The following is a 19620-nucleotide window of genomic DNA, read 5'->3' as shown; positions in this document are numbered from 1 at the left end:
CTCACACCGGCACGTGGCAAACCGCGTGACCGCGAGTATGGTCCACGTTAACGCCCGTTCGCATCGCTTAGGAGACCGCTGTGTCCGGATCCGTCATCGTCGCCGGGGCCCGTACCCCGATCGGTCGTCTGCTCGGCTCGCTCAAGGACTTCACCGGCGCTCAGCTCGGCGGCGTCGCGATCAAGGCAGCCCTGGAGCGCGCGGGTGTGCGACCGGACCAGGTGCAGTACACGATCATGGGCCAGGTCCTCACCGCGGGCGCGGGCCAGATCCCGGCTCGCCAGGCCGCCGTCGCCGCGGGCATCCCGATGGACGTCCCCGCGCTGACCATCAACAAGGTCTGCCTCTCCGGCCTCGACGCGATCGCGCTGGCCGACCAGCTCATCCGCGCGGGCGAGTTCGAGATCGTGGTCGCCGGTGGGCAGGAGTCGATGACCCAGGCGCCGCACCTGCTGCCCAAGTCCCGCTCCGGCTTCAAGTTCGGCGACGTGACCCTGCTCGACCACATGGCGCACGACGGCCTGTTCTGCGCGTTCGACCAGGTCGCGATGGGCGCCTCGACCGAGAAGCACAACTCCCGCTACGGCATCACCCGCGAGGAGCAGGACGCGTTCTCCGCCGCCTCGCACCAGCGCGCCGCCGAGGCCATCGCCGCGGGCCGCTTCGCCGACGAGATCGCCCCGGTGAGCATCCCGCAGCGCAAGGGCGACCCGGTCGTGTTCGACACCGACGAGGGCGTGCGCGCCGACACCACCGCCGAGGGCCTGGCCAAGCTGCGCCCCGCGTTCGCCGGCGACGGCACCATCACCGCGGGCTCCGCCTCGCAGATCTCCGACGGCGCCGCCGCGGTCGTGGTGATGAGCAAGGCCAAGGCCGAGGAGCTGGGCCTGAGCTGGATCGCCGAGATCGGCGCGCACGGCGTGGTCGCCGGGCCGGACGCGAGCCTGCACGAGCAGCCGTCCAACGCCATCAAGGCCGCGCTGGCCAAGCAGGGCCTGGCCGCCACCGACCTCGACCTGGTCGAGATCAACGAGGCGTTCGCCGCGGTCGGCGTGGTCTCCACCCGCCAGTTGGGCGTCGACCCGGAGATCGTCAACGTCAACGGCGGCGCCATCGCCCTCGGTCACCCGATCGGGGCGTCCGGCGCCCGCCTGGTCGTGCACCTGGCCTACGAGCTCAAGCGGCGCGGCGGCGGCGTCGGTGCCGCGGGCCTGTGCGGCGGCGGTGGCCAGGGCGACGCACTGATCATCAGCGTGCCGAAGGCCTAGCCCTTGGTCAGGCAGCCGCCGACAGCCGAGCTGGTCGACCGCGCGCTCGAACGCCACCCGCGCGCGGTCGCCCGGCTCATCTCCCTGGTAGAGGCCGACAGCCCGCACCTGCGCGCGGTCGCGCGGGCGCTCGCCCCGCACACCGGCCGGGCCAGGGTCATCGGCCTGACCGGGCCGCCCGGCGTCGGCAAGTCGACCACCACCTCGGCCCTGGTGTCGGCCTACCGCGCCAGGGGGCAGCGGGTCGGCGTGCTGGCGGTCGACCCGTCGTCGCCGTTCTCCGGCGGCGCGCTGCTCGGCGACCGGGTCAGGATGGGCGAGCACGCCGCCGACCCGGACGTCTTCATCCGGTCCATGGCCACCCGCGGCCACCTCGGCGGGCTCGCCGTGGCCACCCCGCAGGCGCTGCGCGTGCTCGACGCGGCGGGCTTCGACGTCGTGCTCGTCGAGACAGTCGGGGTAGGACAGTCCGAAGTGGACGTCGTGGCGCTCGCCGACTGCGCGGTGGTGCTGCTCGCCCCTGGCATGGGCGACGGCGTGCAGGCGGCCAAGGCGGGCATCCTGGAGATCGCCGACGTGTTCGCCGTCAACAAGGCCGACCGCGATGGCGCCGAGGCCACCGTGCGCGAGCTCAAGCACGCGATCTCGTTGGGGCGCAGGGAGATCCGTGGCCCGAGCTGGCGCACCCCGGTGGTCAAGACCATCGCCGCGCGCGCCGAGGGCATCACCGACCTGGTCGACGCGATCGAGGCGCACCAGGCGTGGGCGGGGGAGCGCGGCGAGTTCACCGCCAGGCGGCTGGCCCGCGCCAGGGCCGAGATCGAGTCCATCGCGGTGCGCGAGCTGCGCGCCCGGCTCGGCGAGCTGCGCGGCGACCTGCTCGACCGCTTCGCCGCGGAAGTCCGGTCCGGCACCCTCGACCCGTACCGCGCGGCCGACGACCTGATCGCGGTGATCGCCGCGAACGACACGAACGCCACAATCGCGGGCATCCACGACAAGTAGTCGCCGCGAGCCGGTCGCACCCGCTAGGTTCGCGGCATGACCAGCTCTGACGTCGAGGCGATCGTCGTCGACGACATCCACAAGTCCTACGGCGACCTGCGCGCCGTGGACGGTGTGTCGTTCACCGTCGACCACGGCGAGTTCTTCGGCATCCTCGGCCCCAACGGCGCGGGCAAGACCACCGCGCTGGAGATCATGGAGGGCTTGCGCGAACCGGACCGGGGTTCGGTGCGGCTGCTCGGCACCGACCCGTTCCCGCGCAAGGTCGCCCTGCTGCCCAGGATCGGCGTGCAGCTGCAGGCCTCGGCGTTCTTCGACAAGCTCACCGCGCGTGAACAGCTGGAGACGTTCGCCGCCCTCTACGGCGTCGGCCCGGCCCGCGCGGCGGAGATGCTGGAGCTGGTCGGGCTCACCGACAAGGCGAACACCCGCGAGGACAAGCTCTCCGGCGGCCAGCGGCAGCGGCTGTCCATCGCCTGCGCCCTGGTGCACGACCCGGACATCGTGTTCCTCGACGAACCGACCGCCGCGCTCGACCCGCAGGCCAGACGCAACCTCTGGGACGTCCTGCGCGCCATCCGCGAACGCGGCAAGACGATCGTCTACACGACGCACTACCTCGACGAGGCCGAGATCCTGTGCGACCGGGTGGCCATCATGGACCGGGGCAAGGTGCTGGCGCTCGACACCCCCGCCGCGCTCGTCCGCGGTCTCGACGCCCCCGCGCGGATCACCCTCGAACGCGGCGCGCTGACCGAGGCCGACGCCGCCGCGCTGCCCGGCGCCGACGAGGTCACCGCCGACGAGCAGTCGCTCACCATCACCACCCGCATCCCGGCGGCGCTGCTGACCGCGCTCGCCGAGCGCGGCACCCTCGACGGCCTGCAGGTGCGGACCGCCACCCTGGAGGACGTGTTCCTCCACCTCACCGGACGGGAGTACCGCGCGTGAAGGGAGCGTTCAAGAGCCTGGCGGTCGCGATGGCCAAGAGCTTCGTGCGCGACCGGGCCACCCTGTTCTTCGCCTTCGTGTTCCCGCTGATGTTCCTGGTCATCTTCGGCCTGCTGTTCCGCGACATCGGCACCGAGAAGATCAAGCTCGGCGCGTACGGCGACGGCGCGGTGATCACCGCGCTGGAGCGCTCCGGAGTGGTGGAACTGGAGCGCTTCGACACCGCGGCGGCGGGCGAGGCCAAGGTCCGCGACGGCGACCTGCCCGGCATCGTCGAGGCCACCGGCGACACCGTCGTGCTGCGCTTCGCCGCCAGCGACCAGGCGCAGGCAGGCACCGTGCAGGGCCTGGTGTCCGGGATCACCCAGCAGCTCAACGTGGCCGCCAGCGGCAAACCCGCCAAGTACGACTTCCGCGCCGAGCAGGTCGAGGACTCCTCGCTCAAGTCCATCCAGTACCTCACGCCGGGCATCCTGAGCTGGGGCATCGCGGTCACCGCGGTGTTCGGCGCGGCGATCACCCTGGTCAACTGGCGGCGCAAGCAGGTGCTGCGCAGGCTGCGGCTCGCCCCCATCGGCATCGCCCCGATCCTCACCTCGCGGGTGGTCGTCACCATCGGCGTCGCGATCGCGCAGGCCCTGCTGTTCGTCGGCGTCGCCCTGCTGCCCGTGTTCGGCCTCACCCTCGCGGGCACCTGGTGGCTGTCGATCCCGGTGTTCCTGTCCGGGGTGCTGGCGTTCTTCTCCATCGGCATGCTGGTCGGCGCGTTCTGCAAGACCGAGGAAGCCGCGACCGGCGCCGCCAACATCGTCGTGCTGCCGATGGCGTTCCTGTCCGGCACCTTCTTCCCGATCGACCTGGCGCCGCAGTGGCTGCAGGCGGTGTCGAAGGTGTTCCCGCTGCGGCACATGAACGACGGCGTGACCGACTTCCTGGTGCGCGGCAAGGGAGCCGAGGCCCTGCTGCTGCCGTGCGGCGTCCTGCTCGGCTTCACCCTCGTTGTGTCCTTCATCGCATCCCGCGTCTTCACCTGGGAAGAGAGTTAAAGGCACGCAACCTCAGGGGACCGTGACGGTGGCCAGCCACGGACGACCACGCGACGCGATCATTCTTCCGCTACGTGACCACACCAAAAATCCGGGGAGGCGGGCATGTGGGGAGAGCCACTGCCGAGGTGGGGCTTGCAAGGGGTGAGCGCGCTCACGCTCCACACTGGAACCATGTTCACGCCAGCTGGTCGTTTCCGCGTCGTCGCGCTCGCCGAGGCCGTTTCCTGGATCGGTCTGCTCGTCGGCATGGTCTTCAAGTACGCAACCGATCTCGGTGACATCGGGGTCAAGGTCTTCGGCCCGGTGCACGGGGCCGTCTTCGTCGCCTACCTCGTGGTGACCGCGATCACCGCCCGGCAGCTGCGGTGGAGCCGGTGGAGCACCTTCTGGGCGCTGGCCGCCAGCGTCCCTCCACTCGCGACACTGGTCTACGAGCGGTGGGCGCTGCGCACCGGCAAGCTCGACGACTCCGCCACCCAGGCGGGCATCGGCCTCGCCCTGCGACTGCGCCCCGCCGCCTAGTCCTTCCCAAGCCCCCCGCGGTGCACCGGTCGGCGTGGCCCGGTTCACCGCTGGTGGGGATACCCCGGCCCGGATCGACACCGATCCGGGCCGTTCTGCGTGACCTAGGCGGTCGTGGAAGTCAGTCCTGGAAGTCGCCGGTGGCGCGGCGGACCTTGGCCAGCAGGTCGGTCAGCTGGTTCGTCTGCCGCTCGGTGAGCCCGCGCAGGCCGAAGTCGACCGCGGTCACCGCCTCGGTCGCCTCCGCCTGCCGCTGCCTGCCCGCGTCGGTGATCTCGGCCAGCGTGGTGCGCCGGTCGGTCGGGTGCGGGGTGCGCCGGACCAGGCCGTCGGCCTCCAGCCGGTCGACGATGTTGGTGACGCTGGTCGGGTGCAGCTGCAACCGCTCGCCCATCACCCGCATCGGCAGGCTGCCGCGCTTGGAGAAGGTGAGCAGCACCAGCGCCTCGTAGCGGGCGAAGGTCAGCCCGTGCGGCTTGAGCGCGCCGTCCACCGCGGACTGCAGGATCTGCTGGACGCGCATCACGCTGGTCACGGCCGCCATGGTGGTGGCGTCGCCGATGCGGTCCCCCCACAGCTGCGCCGCGCGGGCGATCGGGTCGAACGGCAACGAGCGCGGCCTCATGGGAGTTGAAGCTACCAGTGGGGTTCGCCGGGGGTGCCCGGATAGTGTGCTGGCACCGTCGCGCGTCCCCGAGGAGTCACCATGCTCATCGCCTTCAGCGTCAGCCCACTCGGTGGGGAATCCGAGACCGTCGGCCCCGCCGTCGCCGAGGCCGTGCGGGTGGTCCGCGAGTCGGGCCTGCCGCACCAGCTCACCGCGATGTACACCATCGTCGAGGGCGAGTGGGACGAGGTGATGGCCGTGGTCAAGCGGGCCACCGACGTGCTGCTGGCCGACTACCCCCGGGTCAGCCTGGTGCTCAAGGCCGACATCCGCCCCGGCCACACCGGGCAGCTGACCGCCAAGGTCGACCGGGTCGAACAGTACCTGGCAGACCAGGATCTGGCAGAATAGTAGGACGTCCTACTATTCTGCCGTCGACGAACAGGGGAACCGCCGTGGACCCGCGCACGCTCTGGCAGTGCTTCGAGCCGTATCACGCTGTCACCTACTTCACCCCCGAGTCGATCGCCGAGACCGACGCGCTCGGCTGCCAGGGCCGGTGGATGGGCTACTTCGGCCTGCGCGCGGCTCCGCTGGGGGCCGCCCCCGCGTGGCTGGTCGACAGCCTCTTCTACACCTTCCACGCCTCCCGGGTGCGGCGGCAGGTGCCCGCGGTCTGGTCCGTCGCCGAGCCCGCCGACTTCCTGGCGGCCCGGCTGCGCGGGGTCGACGGGGCGCTGCGGCGGCTGCTGGGGGACGAGGTGGTCGAGGGGCCTGATGTGGCCGAGGCGGCTGACCTGGCCCGGTCGGTCCTCGAGTGGGTGCCCACCGCGGGGCGGCCGCTGGGTGCCGCCAACGCCGCGCTGCCGTTGCCCGAGCAGCCGCACCTGGCGCTCTGGCAGGTCGCCACGACGCTGCGCGAGTCCCGCGGCGACGGGCACGTGGCCGCGCTGGTGACCGCCGGGCTGGACCCGGTGGAGGCCCTCGTCGCCTTCGCCGCCGACCGCGGGCTGACCGCCGAGTACCTCCGGGCCGCCCGCAACGTCCCGGAGGGGGAGTGGGCGGACGCGGAGACCCGGCTGCTGGAGCGGGACCTGCTGGCCGCGCCGGGCGTGCTGACCGACTTCGGGGTGGAGCTGCGGCAGTCGGTGGAGGACCTCACCGACGAGGCCGCCGCCGCGCCGTGGCTGCAACTGGGGGAGCAGGGCACGGCGCGGTTCGTGTCCCTGGTGGCCCCGCTGGCGCTGCGGATCACCCGGCTCAACGACGTGATGCGGCCCAACCCGATGGCGCTGGCCCCCGAGCACCGGCTGGCCGAGCTCGCGGGCGCCGGGTGAGCCGGGCGTGTCCCAGCAGGTGGACTTCCCCGGGTCGCGCGGGCTCCTGCGCCGGGGTTGACCGGTAGGCCGGACGCGGTTCGGGGGAGCATGCCAGGATGATGGGGTGACCAGGCCAGATCCACGCCAGACCGCCGCGCTGTCGGCCGCCCTGTCCAGGGCCGTAGACCTGTCCGCCCTCAAGGCGCGCGCCGACGCCGCGAAGACGGCGCCGCCGACGGCGGGCACGCACCCGTCCACCCCGGCCGCCACCAGCGCCGTCGTCGACATCACCGAGGCCAACTTCGAGGCCGACGTGGTCGAGTACTCGACCCAGGTCCCGGTGGTCGTCGCCCTCGTCGCGGGCTGGTCCGCCCAGTCGACCCAACTGCTGGCCACCCTGGAGAAGCTCGCCGCCCAGGACAACGGCTCCTGGCGCCTGGCCAGGGTCGACGTCGAGGTCAGCCCGCGGGTGGCGCAACTCTTCGGCGCCCAGGCGGTGCCGATGGTGATCGCCATCGCGGGACGGCAGCCGGTGGACGCGTTCAACGACGTCCCCCCGGAGGAGCGGGTCCGCGAGTGGGTCGACTCCATCCTCGACGCGCTGCGCGACCGCCTCCCCGGCATCCGCGCCGCCGAGGCCGCCGCGCCCGCCGGTGACGAGCAGGCCGCCGAACCCGAGGACGAGCGCTTCACCGTCGCCGAGAACGCCCTCAACCTGGGCGACTTCACCGCCGCCGAGGCGGGCTACCGGTCCATCCTCGCCGCGGAGCCCAACAACGCCGACGCCAAGGCCGCGCTGGCCCAGGTCCAGTTCCTGGCCCGCGCCCACGCCACCGACCCCTCGGTCATCGTCCGCGCCGACATCTCCCCCGACGACGTCGAGGCCCAACTCTGCGCCGCCGACCTCGAGATCGCGGGCCAGCAGGTCGACCAGGCCTTCGCCCGCCTCATCAACACCGTCCGCCGCACGTCCGGCCCGGAGCGGGACAAGGCCAGGACCCACCTGGTCTCCCTCTTCGACCTCTTCCCCACCGACGACGCCCGGGTGGCCAAGGCCCGCCGGGACCTGGCCAGCGCCCTCTTCTAGACGCGGACCCGGCCCTCTGGCTCCAGCCCAGCGACAAGCCCGCACCGGAACGTCCGGTGCGGGCTTTCGTTTGTGCCGCCGACCCTCAGCTGAACTGGTTGGCGCAGCCCTTGTCGCCTTCGAAGTAGCCGATTCGGAAGGCTTCTACGCGGGCGAAGCCGGAGGGGACCTGTTTGCCGTTGATGTCGGCGGCGATCAAGCTGTTGTCCTGCAACAGTTCCGCGACCGCTTCGTCCAGGTCGCCCACGGCCAGGCGGAGTTTGCTCTCGTTGGCGTTGCCCGCGAGGTCGGCGAACTTCGCCCACGCGCCGGTCAGGCAGGCCGTGCGCAGGCCGGTCTTGTCGCCCTCCAGGGACACCCCCACCGACTTCTGGATCGACAGCGAGTACCGCGAGGCGATTTCCGCGAAGGCCGCGAAGTCCCCGATCCCGGCCCCGTCGACACCGGGTTCCTGGCCGCGCTTGGGCGGGGTGGCGATCTTCTCCATCGCGTCCGGGTCGATGGCGACCGTGTTCGAGTCCGGGCAGAACGACACCGGTGGGGTGGAGTTGCCCTTCTTGCAGTCGGCGCCGTCGTAGGTGATGGCGGGTGGGGTGGCGCCGGTGCGCTTGAAGGCCTCGTCGAGGCTGGCCTGCAGGAGGTCCTGGACCTTCTTGTTGTCGAACTCCACGTCGCCGTTGCGGGAGTTCTCCATCTCGGTCTCGCCGCGCTCCTTCTCGGAGATGCGGGTGTTGATCTCGTCCTGGTTCATCCGCGCGCACCGGGTCGGGCCCTCGGAGAACCCGGCCTGGAAGGCGAACACGCGGTCGAAGGCCAGGCCGTGGGCGCCCTGCTTGCTCGCCGAGAGGCCCGCCGGGTCGCGGATGAAGAACATGGTGGCCAGGACGTGGTTGAGGCCCTTGCCGGTGTTGACGTCGAAGTGCTTGGCCTTGCCCTCGGCGACCCAGCGGAAGAAGCCGCCCGCGTAGCAGTCGGCCTGCTGCTCCTTGATGATCGTCGGCGTCGTCTGGTTGATGCCGCTGAGGCTGCCCAGCCGGAACTGCACCGCGTGGCCCATCTCGTGCGCGAGCACCGCGACCACCGACATCGGCCCGAACTGCTTGTCCAGCATCGGCAGCAGCACGCCGCGGTCCCAGGCGACGCTGTCGTCGGCGTTGCAGTAGAAGGCGTTCACCAGGTCCGCGGTGCTCTGGCCGCACAGCTTGATGGCCTTGCCCTTGGAGTCGTAGGACGCCAGCCGCTTGATCGGCTCGAACTGCTTGCCGTCGAAGTCGGCTGGCATCCGCTCGGACCAGTAGTCGTAGATGTCGGACAGCGCGTTGACCGCCAACCGGTCCATCTCGCCGCCGTCGGCGTTCTCCACTTGCAGCGCCGCGTCCGCCGCGCCCTTCTTCGGGCCGGTGGGGCCGTCGTTGTTGACCGGGATCCCGGCCGCGGTGCCCGCGTCGATGTCACCGACCCCGCGCGGTCTGCCCTCGATCGGCTGCCCGGCGCACCCGCCGAGCTGCACGAGAAGTACCGCCGCCACCGCCAGGGCAGCCGCGACCCGCGCCCGCGCACTGAGAACCCGCACCGCAACCCCTACCCGAGCCGTCCGACCTGATCTCCGGGAGAGGGTAACCGGGCGCCCGCGCGCCGCGGGTCCGGTTCGCGCTAAGTCACGAAAGACCGCACTGTTGAGCACCCTCAGTGAACCCCTGGCGGAACGCGCGGACCCGGTCGAAGCCCGCCGCCGGGGCGGCGCCCGCCAGGTCGCGGGCCGCGTAGTCGTAGTCCAGCAGCACCTGGACGGCCTCGTCGAGGTCGCCGGGCGACAGCAGCCGCGGCCGGGTCGTGAACAGGGACTGGGTGAACGCCCCGGCAAGGCAGTTCGCCGAGCGCTGCGCGTCCGCGCCGGTCAGCGGCTTGCCCGCCGCGGCCAGGGCGGCCAGCCCGTAGCGGCTCGCGATCAGGGTGCCGGTGGCGTAGTCGCCGATGTCGGCGTGCAGCTCCGGCAGTTCCTTGGCCACGTCCACCTGCACCGACTTGTCCTGCGGGCAGTACGCGACCGGGCCCTGCCTGGTGCCCTCGCAGGTCGGCGCCCCGGTCGACTTGACCACCTTCGGCGCGGTCCACTGCTTGCCCAGCGTCGGCAGCAGCGCCCCGTAGAACGAGTCGAGGCCCAGCGTCACCGACTCGATCATCTGCGCGAACTCCAGGTTCCCGCCGCGGGCCTGGTCACCGGCGTCGATGAACCCGCTGAGGGTGAACACCCGGTTGTCCACGGTCATCTTCGAGCAGGTCACCGCACCCTGCTCGTAGCCGTCCTGGAACGCCGAGACCCGGTCGAACGCGTCGCCGTGCGCGCCGCGGTCCTCCTGCTCGGTGCCGATCGGGTCGCGGAAGCTGATCAGCGACTCCAGCGCGGTGTCCAGCCGGTCCTTGGCGATGGTCAGGTGCTCGGCCTTCCCGTCGACCACCCACCGCACGAACGACCCGGCGTAGCAGTCGGCCATCGCCTCGATCAGGATCGTCGGGTACTTGGCCGGGTCGGCCTTGCGCTCGGTGGCGCCGCTGCCGGTGCGGTCCTGCACCGCGTGGCCCATCTCGTGCGCGAGCACCAGCATCACCGCCGCCTCGCCGAAGCGGTCCCGCAGCACCGGCAGCAGCGCCGCCCGGTCCCAGGCGATGATGTCGGCCTCCGGGCAGTAGAACGCGTTGCCCTCGACGTCGCGGGCCTTGTTGGCGCACGGCGGCGCCGGGCTGTCGTCGTCGGCGGTGTCCACCGAGTAGAACCCGCCCTTGGGTGGCGTGTACTCCTTGCCGAAGGTCGTCGGGAACGCCGCCGTCCAGTACGCCTGCACGTCGGTGACCACCGTGGCCGCCAACCGGTCGACGTCGCCGCCGTCGGTGTTGCGCACGAACGCCGGGTCGACCCCGCTGCCGGTGCCCGGCTCGCCCTTGGACACCGAGCCCTGGCTCACCGCCTGCCCGGGCACCGTGGTCGTGCACGCCAACAACGCGAACACCGCGATCAACGCGGGCAGCAACCGCGCCAGGTCCCCAGGGCTATGCGTGCGCACGCCGACCAGTCTGCCCCAGCCTCCCCTCGCGGCGCTGTCAGACCGCCGGTACGTCCGGGCCGACGTCCACCGCGTCGCCCGGGAAGTCCCTGGCGGGTTGCGCTGGATCAGCCAGGGCGGCGGCAGGCAGGGCCGCGTTGGGGAGGGCGGCGTTGGGAAGAGCGCTGTCGGCCTCGGCGAGGAGTTGGTCCGCGGTGTCCCGCTCGGGGGTCAGCCAGACGACGCCCTGCGGTGGGAGCTGGAGCACCAGTGAGGCGGGGCGGCCGTGCCAGGGCTTGTCGGTGGCGGTGACGCTGCCGAGGTTGCCGACGCCGGAGCCGCCGTACGCCTCGGCGTCGGTGTTGAGGATCTCGCGCCAGGCGCCGGGGCGGGGGACGCCGACCCGGTAGTCGTGGTGGGGGGAGCCGGAGAAGTTGGCGACGCACAGCAGTTCGGTGTCGCCGCCCTGGCGCAGGAAGCTCAGCACGTTGCCCGCCGAGTCGTTGGCGTCGATCCAGGAGAAGCCCTCGGGGCGGCTGTCGTCGAGGTAGAGCGCGGGCTGGTCGCGGTAGACGCCGTTGAGGTCGCGCACCAGCGAGCCGATGCCCCGGTGCAGCGGTTGGTCGGTCAGCTCCCAGTCCAGCGACCGCGACTCCGACCACTCCCTGACCTGGCCGAACTCGCCGCCCATGAACAGCAGCTGCTTGCCGGGGTGCGCCCACATGAACGCCAGCAGGGCGCGCAGCCCGGCGGCCTTGTTCCAGTCGTCGCCCGGCATCCGGGTCCACAGCGAGCCCTTGCCGTGCACGACCTCGTCGTGCGACAGCGGCAGGGTGAAGTTCTCACTCCAGGCGTACACCAGCGAGAAGGTGATCTCGTTGTGGTGGTACGAGCGGTGGATCGGGTCGTGGCCGATGTAGCTGAGCGTGTCGTGCATCCAGCCCATGTTCCACTTGAAACCGAACCCGAGGCCGCCGAGGTGCGTGGGCCGGGTGACCCCCGGCCAGGCCGTCGACTCCTCGGCGACCATCACCACCCCCGGGTGGTGCTTGTAGACGGTCGCGTTGAGCTCCTGCAGGAACCGCACCGCGTCCAGGTTCTCCCGGCCGCCGTGCTCGTTGGGCAGCCACTCGCCCTCGTTGCGGGAGTAGTCCAGGTACAGCATCGAGGCCACCGCGTCGACCCGCAGGCCGTCGATGTGGAACTCCTCGATCCAGTACAGCGCGTTGGCCACCAGGAAGTTGCGCACCTCGGAGCGGCCGAAGTCGAACACCAGGGTGCCCCAGTCGGGCTGCTCGCCGCGGCGCGGGTCGCCGTGCTCGTAGAGCGGGCTGCCGTCGAAGCGGGCCAGCGCCCACGAGTCGCGCGGGAAGTGCGCGGGCACCCAGTCCATGATCACGCCGATGCCGCGCCGGTGCAGCTCGTCGACCAGGTGCCGGAACTCGTCCGGAGAGCCGAAGCGCGCGGTCGGGGCGTAGTACGAGGTGACCTGGTAGCCCCACGACCCGCCGAACGGGTGCTCGGCCACCGGCAGCAGCTCGACGTGGGTGAAGTTGTGCTCCTGGAGGTAGTCGCCGAGCTGCTCGGCCAGTTCCCGGTAGCCCAGGCCCTGCCGCCACGACCCGAGGTGCGCCTCGTAGACGCTCATCGGCGCCGCGCTCCACGCGGTCGCGTCCCGGCGGGCCAGCCACTCGGCGTCGAGCCACTGGTACTCCGAAGTGGACACCACCGACGCCGTCGCGGGCGGCACCTCGGTGGCGCGGGCCATCGGGTCGGCCTTCTCGTGCCACGAGCCGTCCGCGCCGTGGATGCGGAACTTGTACCGGGTGCCCGGCGGCACCCCGGGCAGGAAGACCTCCCACACCCCGGACGAGCCCAGCGACCGCATCGGGTTCGCGCGCCCGTCCCAGCCGTCGAAGTCGCCGCACACCCGAACCCCGCGCGCGGTCGGCGCCCACACCGCGAACGAGGTCCCCTCGACGACGCCCTTGGCGGTGTCGTAGCGGCGCACGTGCGCGCCGAGGATCTCCCACAGCCGCTCGTGGCGACCCTCGCGGAACAGGTGCAGGTCCAGCTCGCCGAGCGTCGGCAGCCAGCGGTACGGGTCCTCCACCAGCTCGGGACCCGCGCCGTAGTCGACCTCGAGCAGGTACTCGTCGGGTGCTTGCTCCAGGTCGACGGCGAACACGCTGTCGCCGACCTCGTCCATCTCGTGCCGCTGGTCGCCGAAGATCACCGCGACCGACTTGGCGTTGGGGCGCAGCGCCCGCACCACCGCCCCACCCTTACCGCTCGGGTGGATCCCGAGCAGGGAGTGCGGGTCGTGGTGCGCGCCTGCGATGAGCCGCTCGATCTCGTCAACCAACAAGAGGTATCAACCCTGGGATATGTAGGACTGGAGCTGGTCGCGGTCGGCTTCCAGCTGGCTTATGTGGCTCTTGACGACGTCGCCGATGCTCACGATGCCCGCCAGCGCGCCGTGCTCGTCGAGCACCGGCAGGTGCCGGATGCGGCGCTCGGTCATGGTGGCGGCCAGGCTGTCGACGCTGTCGGTCGGCAGGCAGGTGCGCACGTCGGCGGTCATGATGTCGGCGACGGTGGTGACCAACAGGGCGCTGCCGCTGCGTTCCAGGCCCCGTACAACGTCCCGTTCGGACACGATGCCGACCACCCGGTCACCGTCGAGCACCACGAGGGCGCCGACGTTGTGCCTGGCGAGCTCGGCGATCAGGCCCTCGACAGTGGTACCGGGGTCGACCGTCGCCACGACGGCGCCCTCGGCACCCTTGCCCCGCAACACATCCGCGATCCGCATGTCGCCACACCCCGATCCTTCAACCGGCGGCACCCCGAGAGCGGGCATTGTCGATCAGGTTAACCACGTTCTGGAATACCCGAAACTCGTGCTGCCCAAAAGTCGCAACCACGTCATGTCCTGATCCGGGCGTCATCGCCTGGCCGTGACCCTGGTGATCGCGGCCAGCGGGATGGGCACCCAGTCGGGGCGGTTGCGGTGTTCGTAGCCCACCTCATACACGGCCTTGTCCAGCTCGAAAGCGCGCAGCAGCACCGCGTCCGCGCGCGGGTCGGCACCCACTTCCGCGTACCCGTCGCAGAACGCCGACCGGTTGCGCTCGGCCCACTCCGCCGCCCGGGTGAGCCGCTGGTTGTCGGGGTCCTCGCCCGCCAGCAGGTGCAACGCGGCGTAGTCGAACGAGCGCAGCATCCCGGCCACGTCCCGCAGCGGCGACTTCGCCCGGTCGCGCTCGGCGGGCGGCGCGTCCGGCTCGCCCTCGAAGTCGATGAGCACCCACCCGGTGGTCGTGCGCAGCACCTGGCCCAGGTGCAGGTCGCCGTGCACCTGCTGGACCGTGGTGCCCGGCAGCCCGCGCACCGCGTCGAACGCCGCCCGCAGCACCGGTTCGTGCTCGGCGAGCGCGGGCACCTCCCGCAGCACCGAGTCCAACCTGGCGTGCATGGCGTCGGCCCCGGCGGCCATCTCGGCCTGCCCGACCGGCTCGGTGCCCAGCGCGGTGGCCAGGTCGGCGTGCACCGCGGCCACCGCCGCGCCCAGCCGCCGCGCCTCGCCCGCGAAGTCGCCGCCAGCCTCGCCCGCGTGCAGGTCGGCCTCGGCCAGCAGGTCCCGCACGCTCGCGGTCGCCGTCGCCCAGCCCTCGGCCGCGTCGCCGAGGAAGCGCTGGGCGAACCCGAGCACCGTGTCGTCCGTGCGCATCACCGCGACTGGCGCCGCCACCCGCGTGCTGCCCGCGCCTGCCAGCGCCCGGTGCAGCTCCACGTCCCGGCTCTCGCCCAGGACGGGCCGCCGGTAGACCTTCAGGATGTAGTGCTCGCCGAACACGATCGAGGTGTTGGACTGCTCCACCCCGATCGGCCTCGCGCGCAGCCCGGTCTGGATCTCCACCCCGGGCTCCGGCAGCCAGTCGACACCACCGGCGGTCGAGTGGGCGGCGAACAGGTCGAGCAGCCCGCCCATCAACTCCGCGTCGTGCGTCGCGTCGTAGGCGTGCAGCCCGTCCTCCAGTTGGCCCACCAGGGCGCCGCGCAGGTGGTCGGGAACCTCGTCGACCACCCCGAGCAGCAACTGGTAGCGCTCACCGTCGGCGTCGACCAAGGCGTGCAGCAGGCTGGGGGCACCGGGTTCGGCGCCCTCCCACAGCAGTGCCGCCCGCTCCACCTGCGCGCTGCCGATGTCCCGGCCCTTGGCCGCGAACCAGCGCTGCGCGGGCAGCCAGGTCGGCAGGTCGTCGGCGAGGGACGCCACCGCGGGCAGGGGTCGGGTGGTCACGGGAGTTCGCCCTCCTCGTGGGGTCGGGTGATCTGGAACCAGTAGAAGCCGTGCCCGGGCAGGGTCAGCAGGTACGGCAGTTCGCCGATGGCCGGGAACCGGACCCCGCCGGTCAGCTCGACCGGGACGTACCCGTCGTACTCCGACAGGTGCAGCTCGACCGGCTGCGGGAACCGGGACAGGTTGTTCACGCAGATCACGACGTCGTCGCCGTGCCTGCGCAGGTAGGCGAGCACGCTCGGGTTCGACGAGCCCAGCTCGGTGAAGTCGCCGAGGCCGAACGCCGGGTGCTCGGTGCGCACCTGCAGCATCCGCCGCGTCCAGTGCAGCAGCGACGAGGTGTTGTTCATGTGCGCCTCGACGTTGACCGCCTGGAACCCGTACACCGGGTCGGCGATCGCGGGCAGGTACAGCCGCCCCGGGTCGCAGCGGGAGAACCCGGCGTTGCGGTCGGGCGACCACTGCATCGGGGTGCGCACCGCGTCGCGGTCACCGAGCCAGATGTTGTCGCCCATGCCGATCTCGTCGCCGTAGTACAGCACCGGCGACCCGGGCAGGCTCAGCAGCAGCGCGGTGAACAGCTCCTGCTGGTTGCGGTCGTTGTCCAGCAGCGGCGCCAACCGCCTGCGGATGCCGATGTTCGCCTTCATCCGCGGGTCCTTGGCGTACTCCGCGTACATGTAGTCGCGCTCCTCGTCGGTGACCATCTCCAGGGTCAGCTCGTCGTGGTTGCGCAGGAAGATGCCCCACTGGGCGCCCGACGGGATCGACGGCGTGTGCGCCAGGATCTCCGAGATCGGGAACCGCGACTCCCGGCGCACCGCCATGAAGATGCGCGGCATCAGCGGGAAGTGGAAGGCCATGTGGCACTCGTCGCCGCCGATGGCCGGGTCGCCGAAGTACTCCACCACGTCCGCGGGCCACTGGTTCGCCTCGGCCAGCAGCACCCGGCCGGGGAACTCGTCGTCGACGACCTTGCGGCAGCGCTTGAGGAACTCGTGCGTGCGCGGCAGGTTCTCGCAGTTGGTGCCCTCCTCCTCGAACAGGTAGGGCACCGCGTCGAGCCGGAAGCCGTCGATGCCGATGTCGAGCCAGAACCGCAGCACGTCCAGCATCGCGTCCTGGACCTCGGGGTTCTCGTAGTTGAGGTCCGGCTGGTGGGAGAAGAACCGGTGCCAGTAGAACTGGCCGCGCACCGGGTCGTAGGTCCAGTTGGAGGTCTCGGTGTCGACGAAGATGATCCGCGCGTCGGCGTAGGCCTCGTCGGTGTCGGACCAGACGTAGTAGTCGCCGTAGGGGCCGTCCGGGTGCTGGCGCGACTCCTGGAACCACGGGTGCGCGTCCGAGGTGTGGTTGAGCACCAGGTCGGTGATCACCCGGATGCCGCGCTTGTGCGCCTGGTCGAGCAGGTAGCTGAAGTCGTCGACGGTGCCGAACTCGGGCAGCACCGCGCGGAAGTCGCTGATGTCGTAGCCGCCGTCGCGCAGCGGCGAGGCGTAGAACGGGGGCAGCCAGAGGCAGTCGATGCCCAGCCACTGCAGGTAGTCGAGCTTGTCGGCCAGCCCGCGCAGGTCGCCGGTGCCGTTGCCGTCGGAGTCGTTGAACGCCCGGACCAGTACCTCGTAGAAGACCGCGCTCTTGTACCACTCGGTCTGCGGCGGCGCCGAGCGCGCGTGGTGGAAGTCCTCCGCCTGCGGCTCGGTCAGGTGACCGTCCGCGGTCACCCCCTCGCCGGTGTGCGGGATGCCCGCGAGTCCCAGTGCCGCGTCGGGCGCGGTGGTGTCCTGAACCGTCATGCCTTGTCGCCCTCGCCCCGTGTCTCGGCCGTGTGCCGGCGTGTCCCTGCCCGGTGCGTCCAGTGCCGGTGCGCCATGCGTACCACGTTTCGCCCCGGTCGACCGCGCACCGCCCTGCGACCTCCCGGTCTCCCCCGACTGTCCTGTGTGGTCGGTGCGGGGGACGCGGGGGCGCCGTCGCCCCGCGCGGTCACACCGGCCAACGAAGGGGTTACCCCCGAACCGGGTGATCCATGCCCGACGGTGATCACCATCTCAGTCGGCGGGAACCGGCGCCGGACCGGCGGAACGGTGCCAAACGACGCCGACGGCACACCACCGCCGTTCGGGTGATGTGCCGCCGCAGCGGTGAAGAGGGGACTTTCGGCTCGGCGCCGGATGTGCTCAGCGTCGGATGTGGACGATGTGCGCGACGCTCACCCACGGGTCGAGCCGGACGTAGTTGCCCGCGCCCCAGCGCCAGCTCTGCCCGGACACCTCGTCGTGCGCGGCGTGCGACGCCTGCGGGTCCAACCCGAGGGCGGCCCAGTCGAGCCAGAGCACACCCTCCTGCGGCGACCTCGGGTCCAGGGTGATCACCACGACCACCGTGTCCCCGGTCTCCGGGTCGGTCTTGGAGTAGGCGATCAGCGCGTCGTTGTCCACGTGGTGGAACCGCAGCGTCCGCAGCTGCTGCAGCGCGGGGTGCGCCCGGCGGATCGCGTTGAGCCGGGTGATCCACGGTTGCAGCGACCGGCCCTCGGCGAGCGCGCCCGCGTAGTCGCGCGGCCGCAGCTCGTACTTCTCCGAGTCCAGGTACTCCTCGCTGCCCTCGCGCACCGCCTGGTGCTCGTAGAGCTCGTAGCCGGAGTACACCCCCCAGGTGGGCGAGAGCGTCGCGGCCAGCGCCGCCCGGATCGCGAACGTCGCCGGGCCGCCCACCTGCAGCGACTCGTGCAGGATGTCCGGGGTGTTGACGAACAGGTTCGGCCGCGCCTCGTCGGCGTGCGCCACCAGCTCGACCCCGAACTCGACCAGCTCCTGCTTGGTCGTGCGCCAGGTGAAGTAGGTGTAGGACTGGGTGAACCCGAGCTTGGCCAGCCCGTAGAGCCGCGCGGGCCTGGTGAACGCCTCGGACAGGAACAGCACGTCCGGGGCGACCGCCTTGACCTGGCGGATCAGCCACTCCCAGAAGTCCGGCGGCTTGGTGTGCGGGTTGTCCACCCGGAACACCCGCACCCCCTGCTCGACCCAGAGCAGCACGACCCGCAGCACCTCCTGGTAGAGGCCCTCCGCGTCGTTGTCGAAGTTGATCGGGTAGATGTCCTGGTACTTCTTGGGCGGGTTCTCCGCGTAGGCGATCGTCCCGTCCGGCCTGGTGGTGAACCAGTCCGGGTGCTTGATCACCCACGGGTGGTCGGGGGCGCACTGCAGCGCGAAGTCGAGCGCGACCTCCATGTCCAGCTCGCGCGCCCTGGCCACGAACGCCCGGAAGTCCTCGAAGGTGCCCAGCTCCGGGTGGATCGCGTCGTGCCCGCCGTCGGCCGAGCCGATCGCCCAGGTCGACCCCACGTCGCCGGGCTTGGCCACCACGTTGTTGTTCGGGCCCTTGCGGTTTTCCTCACCGATCGGGTGAATCGGCGGGAGGTAGACGATGTCGAAGCCCATCGCCGCGATCCGGTCCAGCTCCTTGGCCGCGGTGGCGAACGTGCCGTGCACCGGCTTGCCCTCGGTGTCGAGGCCGCCGGTCGAGCGCGGGAAGAACTCGTACCACGAGCCGTACAGCGCGACCTTGCGGTCGACCCACAGCTGCATCGGCTTGCCCTTGGTCACCAGCTCGCGCACCGGGTGCTGGTGCATCACCCGCCTGGTGGTCTCCGCCAGCGCCTCGGCGATCCGCGCGGACAGCGGGGTCGTCTCGTCGCGCAGCGCCCGCGCCGCGGACACCAGCAGCTTGCGGTCGCCGCCGCGGTCGGGCCGCCTGCCCACCCGCTCCAGCAGCCGCGCGCCGACCTCCAGGTCGTTGGCCAGTTCCCCGGCCTGCTGCCCGGCCGCCACCTTCACCTCGACGGTGTGCACCCAGGTCGCCCACGGGTCGCTCCACGCGTCCACCCGGAAGGTCCACAGGCCCTCGGTGTCCGGGACGATGTCGGCGACCCACCGATCGGGTTCCAGGCCGTCCGGGCGCATCCTGGTGCGCCGGGCCTTGCCGTCGCCGGGGCCGCGCCACGCGACCGTCGCCGCGACCGCGTCGTGCCCCTCGCGCCACACCGTCGCGCGCACCGGGATGTGTTCGCCCACAACGGCTTTGCCCGGATACCGGCCACAGGACACGAGCGGGGACACGTCATCGATGCCAAGCCGACCGCTCACCGGTCAGGCTCCTCTCCGTCGGGTGCTTGCCCCCAGTCTGCCGGGTGCGGCCGGATCCGACCCACCCGGGCGGGGGATGGATCTTGACAAACCGCGGCGCGCCGGCTGGAGACCACAGGGGGACCTCTACCGGAAGTACCCCGCCTCGGCCAACGGGAACCGTCACCCGATCGACGGTGGCGTTGCCGCGGCCTGACACCTCGGGTCCGCGGCCGGTTCGTCCTGTGTGGTCACCCGGTCGGTCACGCTCCCCGCCCGCGGCGCTCGGCGACATTGCGACCATTCCCAATTGGGCGCACCCTGGTTGATCTGCGGTT

16 protein-coding genes are annotated in these 19620 nt (G+C 71.6%); 8 read left to right on the top strand and 8 right to left on the bottom strand.

Annotation, left to right across the window (positions count from 1 at the left end; all coding sequences use genetic code 11):
- The first annotated feature begins 80 nt into the window (after positions 1 to 80).
- The 5 genes from BMY07_RS10090 (at position 81) to BMY07_RS10070 (ending at position 4795) form a co-directional block, all read left to right on the top strand.
- Positions 81 to 1268: an acetyl-CoA C-acetyltransferase gene (locus BMY07_RS10090; protein ID WP_092776815.1), complete on the top strand. Its 1188-nt coding sequence runs from the start codon at positions 81 to 83 to the stop codon at positions 1266 to 1268.
- Positions 1269 to 1271: 3 nt separating this feature from the next.
- The gene (gene meaB, locus BMY07_RS10085) at positions 1272 to 2273 is read left to right on the top strand and encodes a methylmalonyl Co-A mutase-associated GTPase MeaB (protein ID WP_092776813.1); all 1002 of its coding nucleotides are present in this window, start codon (positions 1272 to 1274) and stop codon (positions 2271 to 2273) included.
- A 36-nt stretch (positions 2274 to 2309) separates the two neighbouring features.
- Positions 2310 to 3224, top strand: a complete 915-nt coding sequence (locus BMY07_RS10080) for an ABC transporter ATP-binding protein (protein ID WP_092776811.1) — start codon at positions 2310 to 2312, stop codon at positions 3222 to 3224.
- Positions 3221 to 4270, top strand: a complete 1050-nt coding sequence (locus BMY07_RS10075) for an ABC transporter permease (RefSeq protein WP_245782301.1) — start codon at positions 3221 to 3223, stop codon at positions 4268 to 4270. Before BMY07_RS10080 ends, BMY07_RS10075 begins: the two co-directional genes overlap by 4 nt.
- 174 nt (positions 4271 to 4444) lie before the next feature.
- Complete coding sequence (locus BMY07_RS10070) at positions 4445 to 4795, top strand: DUF3817 domain-containing protein (RefSeq protein ID WP_092777333.1); 351 nt, start codon at positions 4445 to 4447, stop codon at positions 4793 to 4795.
- Between the two features lie 121 nt (positions 4796 to 4916).
- Here the strand turns inward: BMY07_RS10070 and BMY07_RS10065 are convergent, their stop codons facing one another.
- Complete coding sequence (locus BMY07_RS10065) at positions 4917 to 5420, bottom strand: MarR family winged helix-turn-helix transcriptional regulator (RefSeq protein WP_092776809.1); 504 nt, start codon at positions 5418 to 5420, stop codon at positions 4917 to 4919.
- Between the two features lie 81 nt (positions 5421 to 5501).
- On the opposite strand from BMY07_RS10065, the gene BMY07_RS10060 reads away from it, so the two are divergent.
- From BMY07_RS10060 to BMY07_RS10050, 3 genes are all read left to right on the top strand, one after another.
- Positions 5502 to 5813 (top strand): MTH1187 family thiamine-binding protein, encoded by a 312-nt coding sequence (locus BMY07_RS10060; protein WP_092776807.1) that lies wholly within the window; start codon positions 5502 to 5504, stop codon positions 5811 to 5813.
- A 44-nt stretch (positions 5814 to 5857) separates the two neighbouring features.
- Positions 5858 to 6739, top strand: a complete 882-nt coding sequence (locus tag BMY07_RS10055) for an SCO6745 family protein (RefSeq protein WP_092776805.1) — start codon at positions 5858 to 5860, stop codon at positions 6737 to 6739.
- A gap of 106 nt (positions 6740 to 6845) precedes the next feature.
- Positions 6846 to 7808: a tetratricopeptide repeat protein gene (locus tag BMY07_RS10050; RefSeq protein ID WP_092776803.1), complete on the top strand. Its 963-nt coding sequence runs from the start codon at positions 6846 to 6848 to the stop codon at positions 7806 to 7808.
- A gap of 85 nt (positions 7809 to 7893) precedes the next feature.
- On the opposite strand, the gene BMY07_RS10045 is transcribed toward BMY07_RS10050, so the two are convergent.
- The 7 genes from BMY07_RS10045 to BMY07_RS10015 form a co-directional block, all read right to left on the bottom strand.
- Positions 7894 to 9381 (bottom strand): neutral zinc metallopeptidase, encoded by a 1488-nt coding sequence (locus BMY07_RS10045; RefSeq protein ID WP_245782300.1) that lies wholly within the window; start codon positions 9379 to 9381, stop codon positions 7894 to 7896.
- Positions 9382 to 9466: 85 nt separating this feature from the next.
- Complete coding sequence (locus BMY07_RS10040) at positions 9467 to 10870, bottom strand: neutral zinc metallopeptidase (protein ID WP_245782299.1); 1404 nt, start codon at positions 10868 to 10870, stop codon at positions 9467 to 9469.
- Positions 10871 to 10907: 37 nt separating this feature from the next.
- A complete protein-coding gene (gene glgB, locus BMY07_RS10035; protein ID WP_092777329.1) occupies positions 10908 to 13214 on the bottom strand; it encodes a 1,4-alpha-glucan branching protein GlgB in 2307 nt (768 codons plus the stop codon).
- A gap of 9 nt (positions 13215 to 13223) precedes the next feature.
- The gene (locus BMY07_RS10030; protein ID WP_092776799.1) at positions 13224 to 13664 is read right to left on the bottom strand and encodes a CBS domain-containing protein; all 441 of its coding nucleotides are present in this window, start codon (positions 13662 to 13664) and stop codon (positions 13224 to 13226) included.
- A 132-nt stretch (positions 13665 to 13796) separates the two neighbouring features.
- A complete protein-coding gene (locus BMY07_RS10025; protein ID WP_092776797.1) occupies positions 13797 to 15155 on the bottom strand; it encodes a maltokinase N-terminal cap-like domain-containing protein in 1359 nt (452 codons plus the stop codon).
- Positions 15152 to 16951, bottom strand: a complete 1800-nt coding sequence (treS, locus tag BMY07_RS10020) for a maltose alpha-D-glucosyltransferase (RefSeq protein WP_092776795.1) — start codon at positions 16949 to 16951, stop codon at positions 15152 to 15154. The genes BMY07_RS10025 and treS overlap by 4 nt, the downstream gene beginning before the upstream one ends.
- A 384-nt stretch (positions 16952 to 17335) precedes the next feature.
- On the bottom strand, positions 17336 to 19303 hold the full coding sequence (locus BMY07_RS10015; RefSeq protein WP_092776793.1) for an alpha-1,4-glucan--maltose-1-phosphate maltosyltransferase: 1968 nt from the start codon (positions 19301 to 19303) through the stop codon (positions 17336 to 17338).
- Positions 19304 to 19620 lie beyond the last annotated feature (317 nt).

It is taken from the genome of Actinokineospora terrae (assembly GCF_900111175.1).
In the GTDB taxonomy this organism is placed as follows: Bacteria; Actinomycetota; Actinomycetes; order Mycobacteriales; family Pseudonocardiaceae; genus Actinokineospora; species Actinokineospora terrae.
This window is presented reverse-complemented; position numbering and strand designations above follow the sequence as displayed.

What these genes read in the sequence shown, in the direction of transcription:
- BMY07_RS10080 (WP_092776811.1), top strand. Translation starts at nt 2,310, where the DNA reads ATGACCAGCTCTGACGTCGAGGCGATCGTCGTCGACGACATCCACAAG.
- BMY07_RS10070 (WP_092777333.1), top strand. Translation starts at nt 4,445, where the DNA reads ATGTTCACGCCAGCTGGTCGTTTCCGCGTCGTCGCGCTCGCCGAGGCC.
- BMY07_RS10065 (WP_092776809.1), bottom strand. Translation starts at nt 5,420, where the DNA reads ATGAGGCCGCGCTCGTTGCCGTTCGACCCGATCGCCCGCGCGGCGCAG.
- BMY07_RS10060 (WP_092776807.1), top strand. Translation starts at nt 5,502, where the DNA reads ATGCTCATCGCCTTCAGCGTCAGCCCACTCGGTGGGGAATCCGAGACC.
- BMY07_RS10030 (WP_092776799.1), bottom strand. Translation starts at nt 13,664, where the DNA reads ATGCGGATCGCGGATGTGTTGCGGGGCAAGGGTGCCGAGGGCGCCGTC.
- treS (WP_092776795.1), bottom strand. Translation starts at nt 16,951, where the DNA reads ATGACGGTTCAGGACACCACCGCGCCCGACGCGGCACTGGGACTCGCG.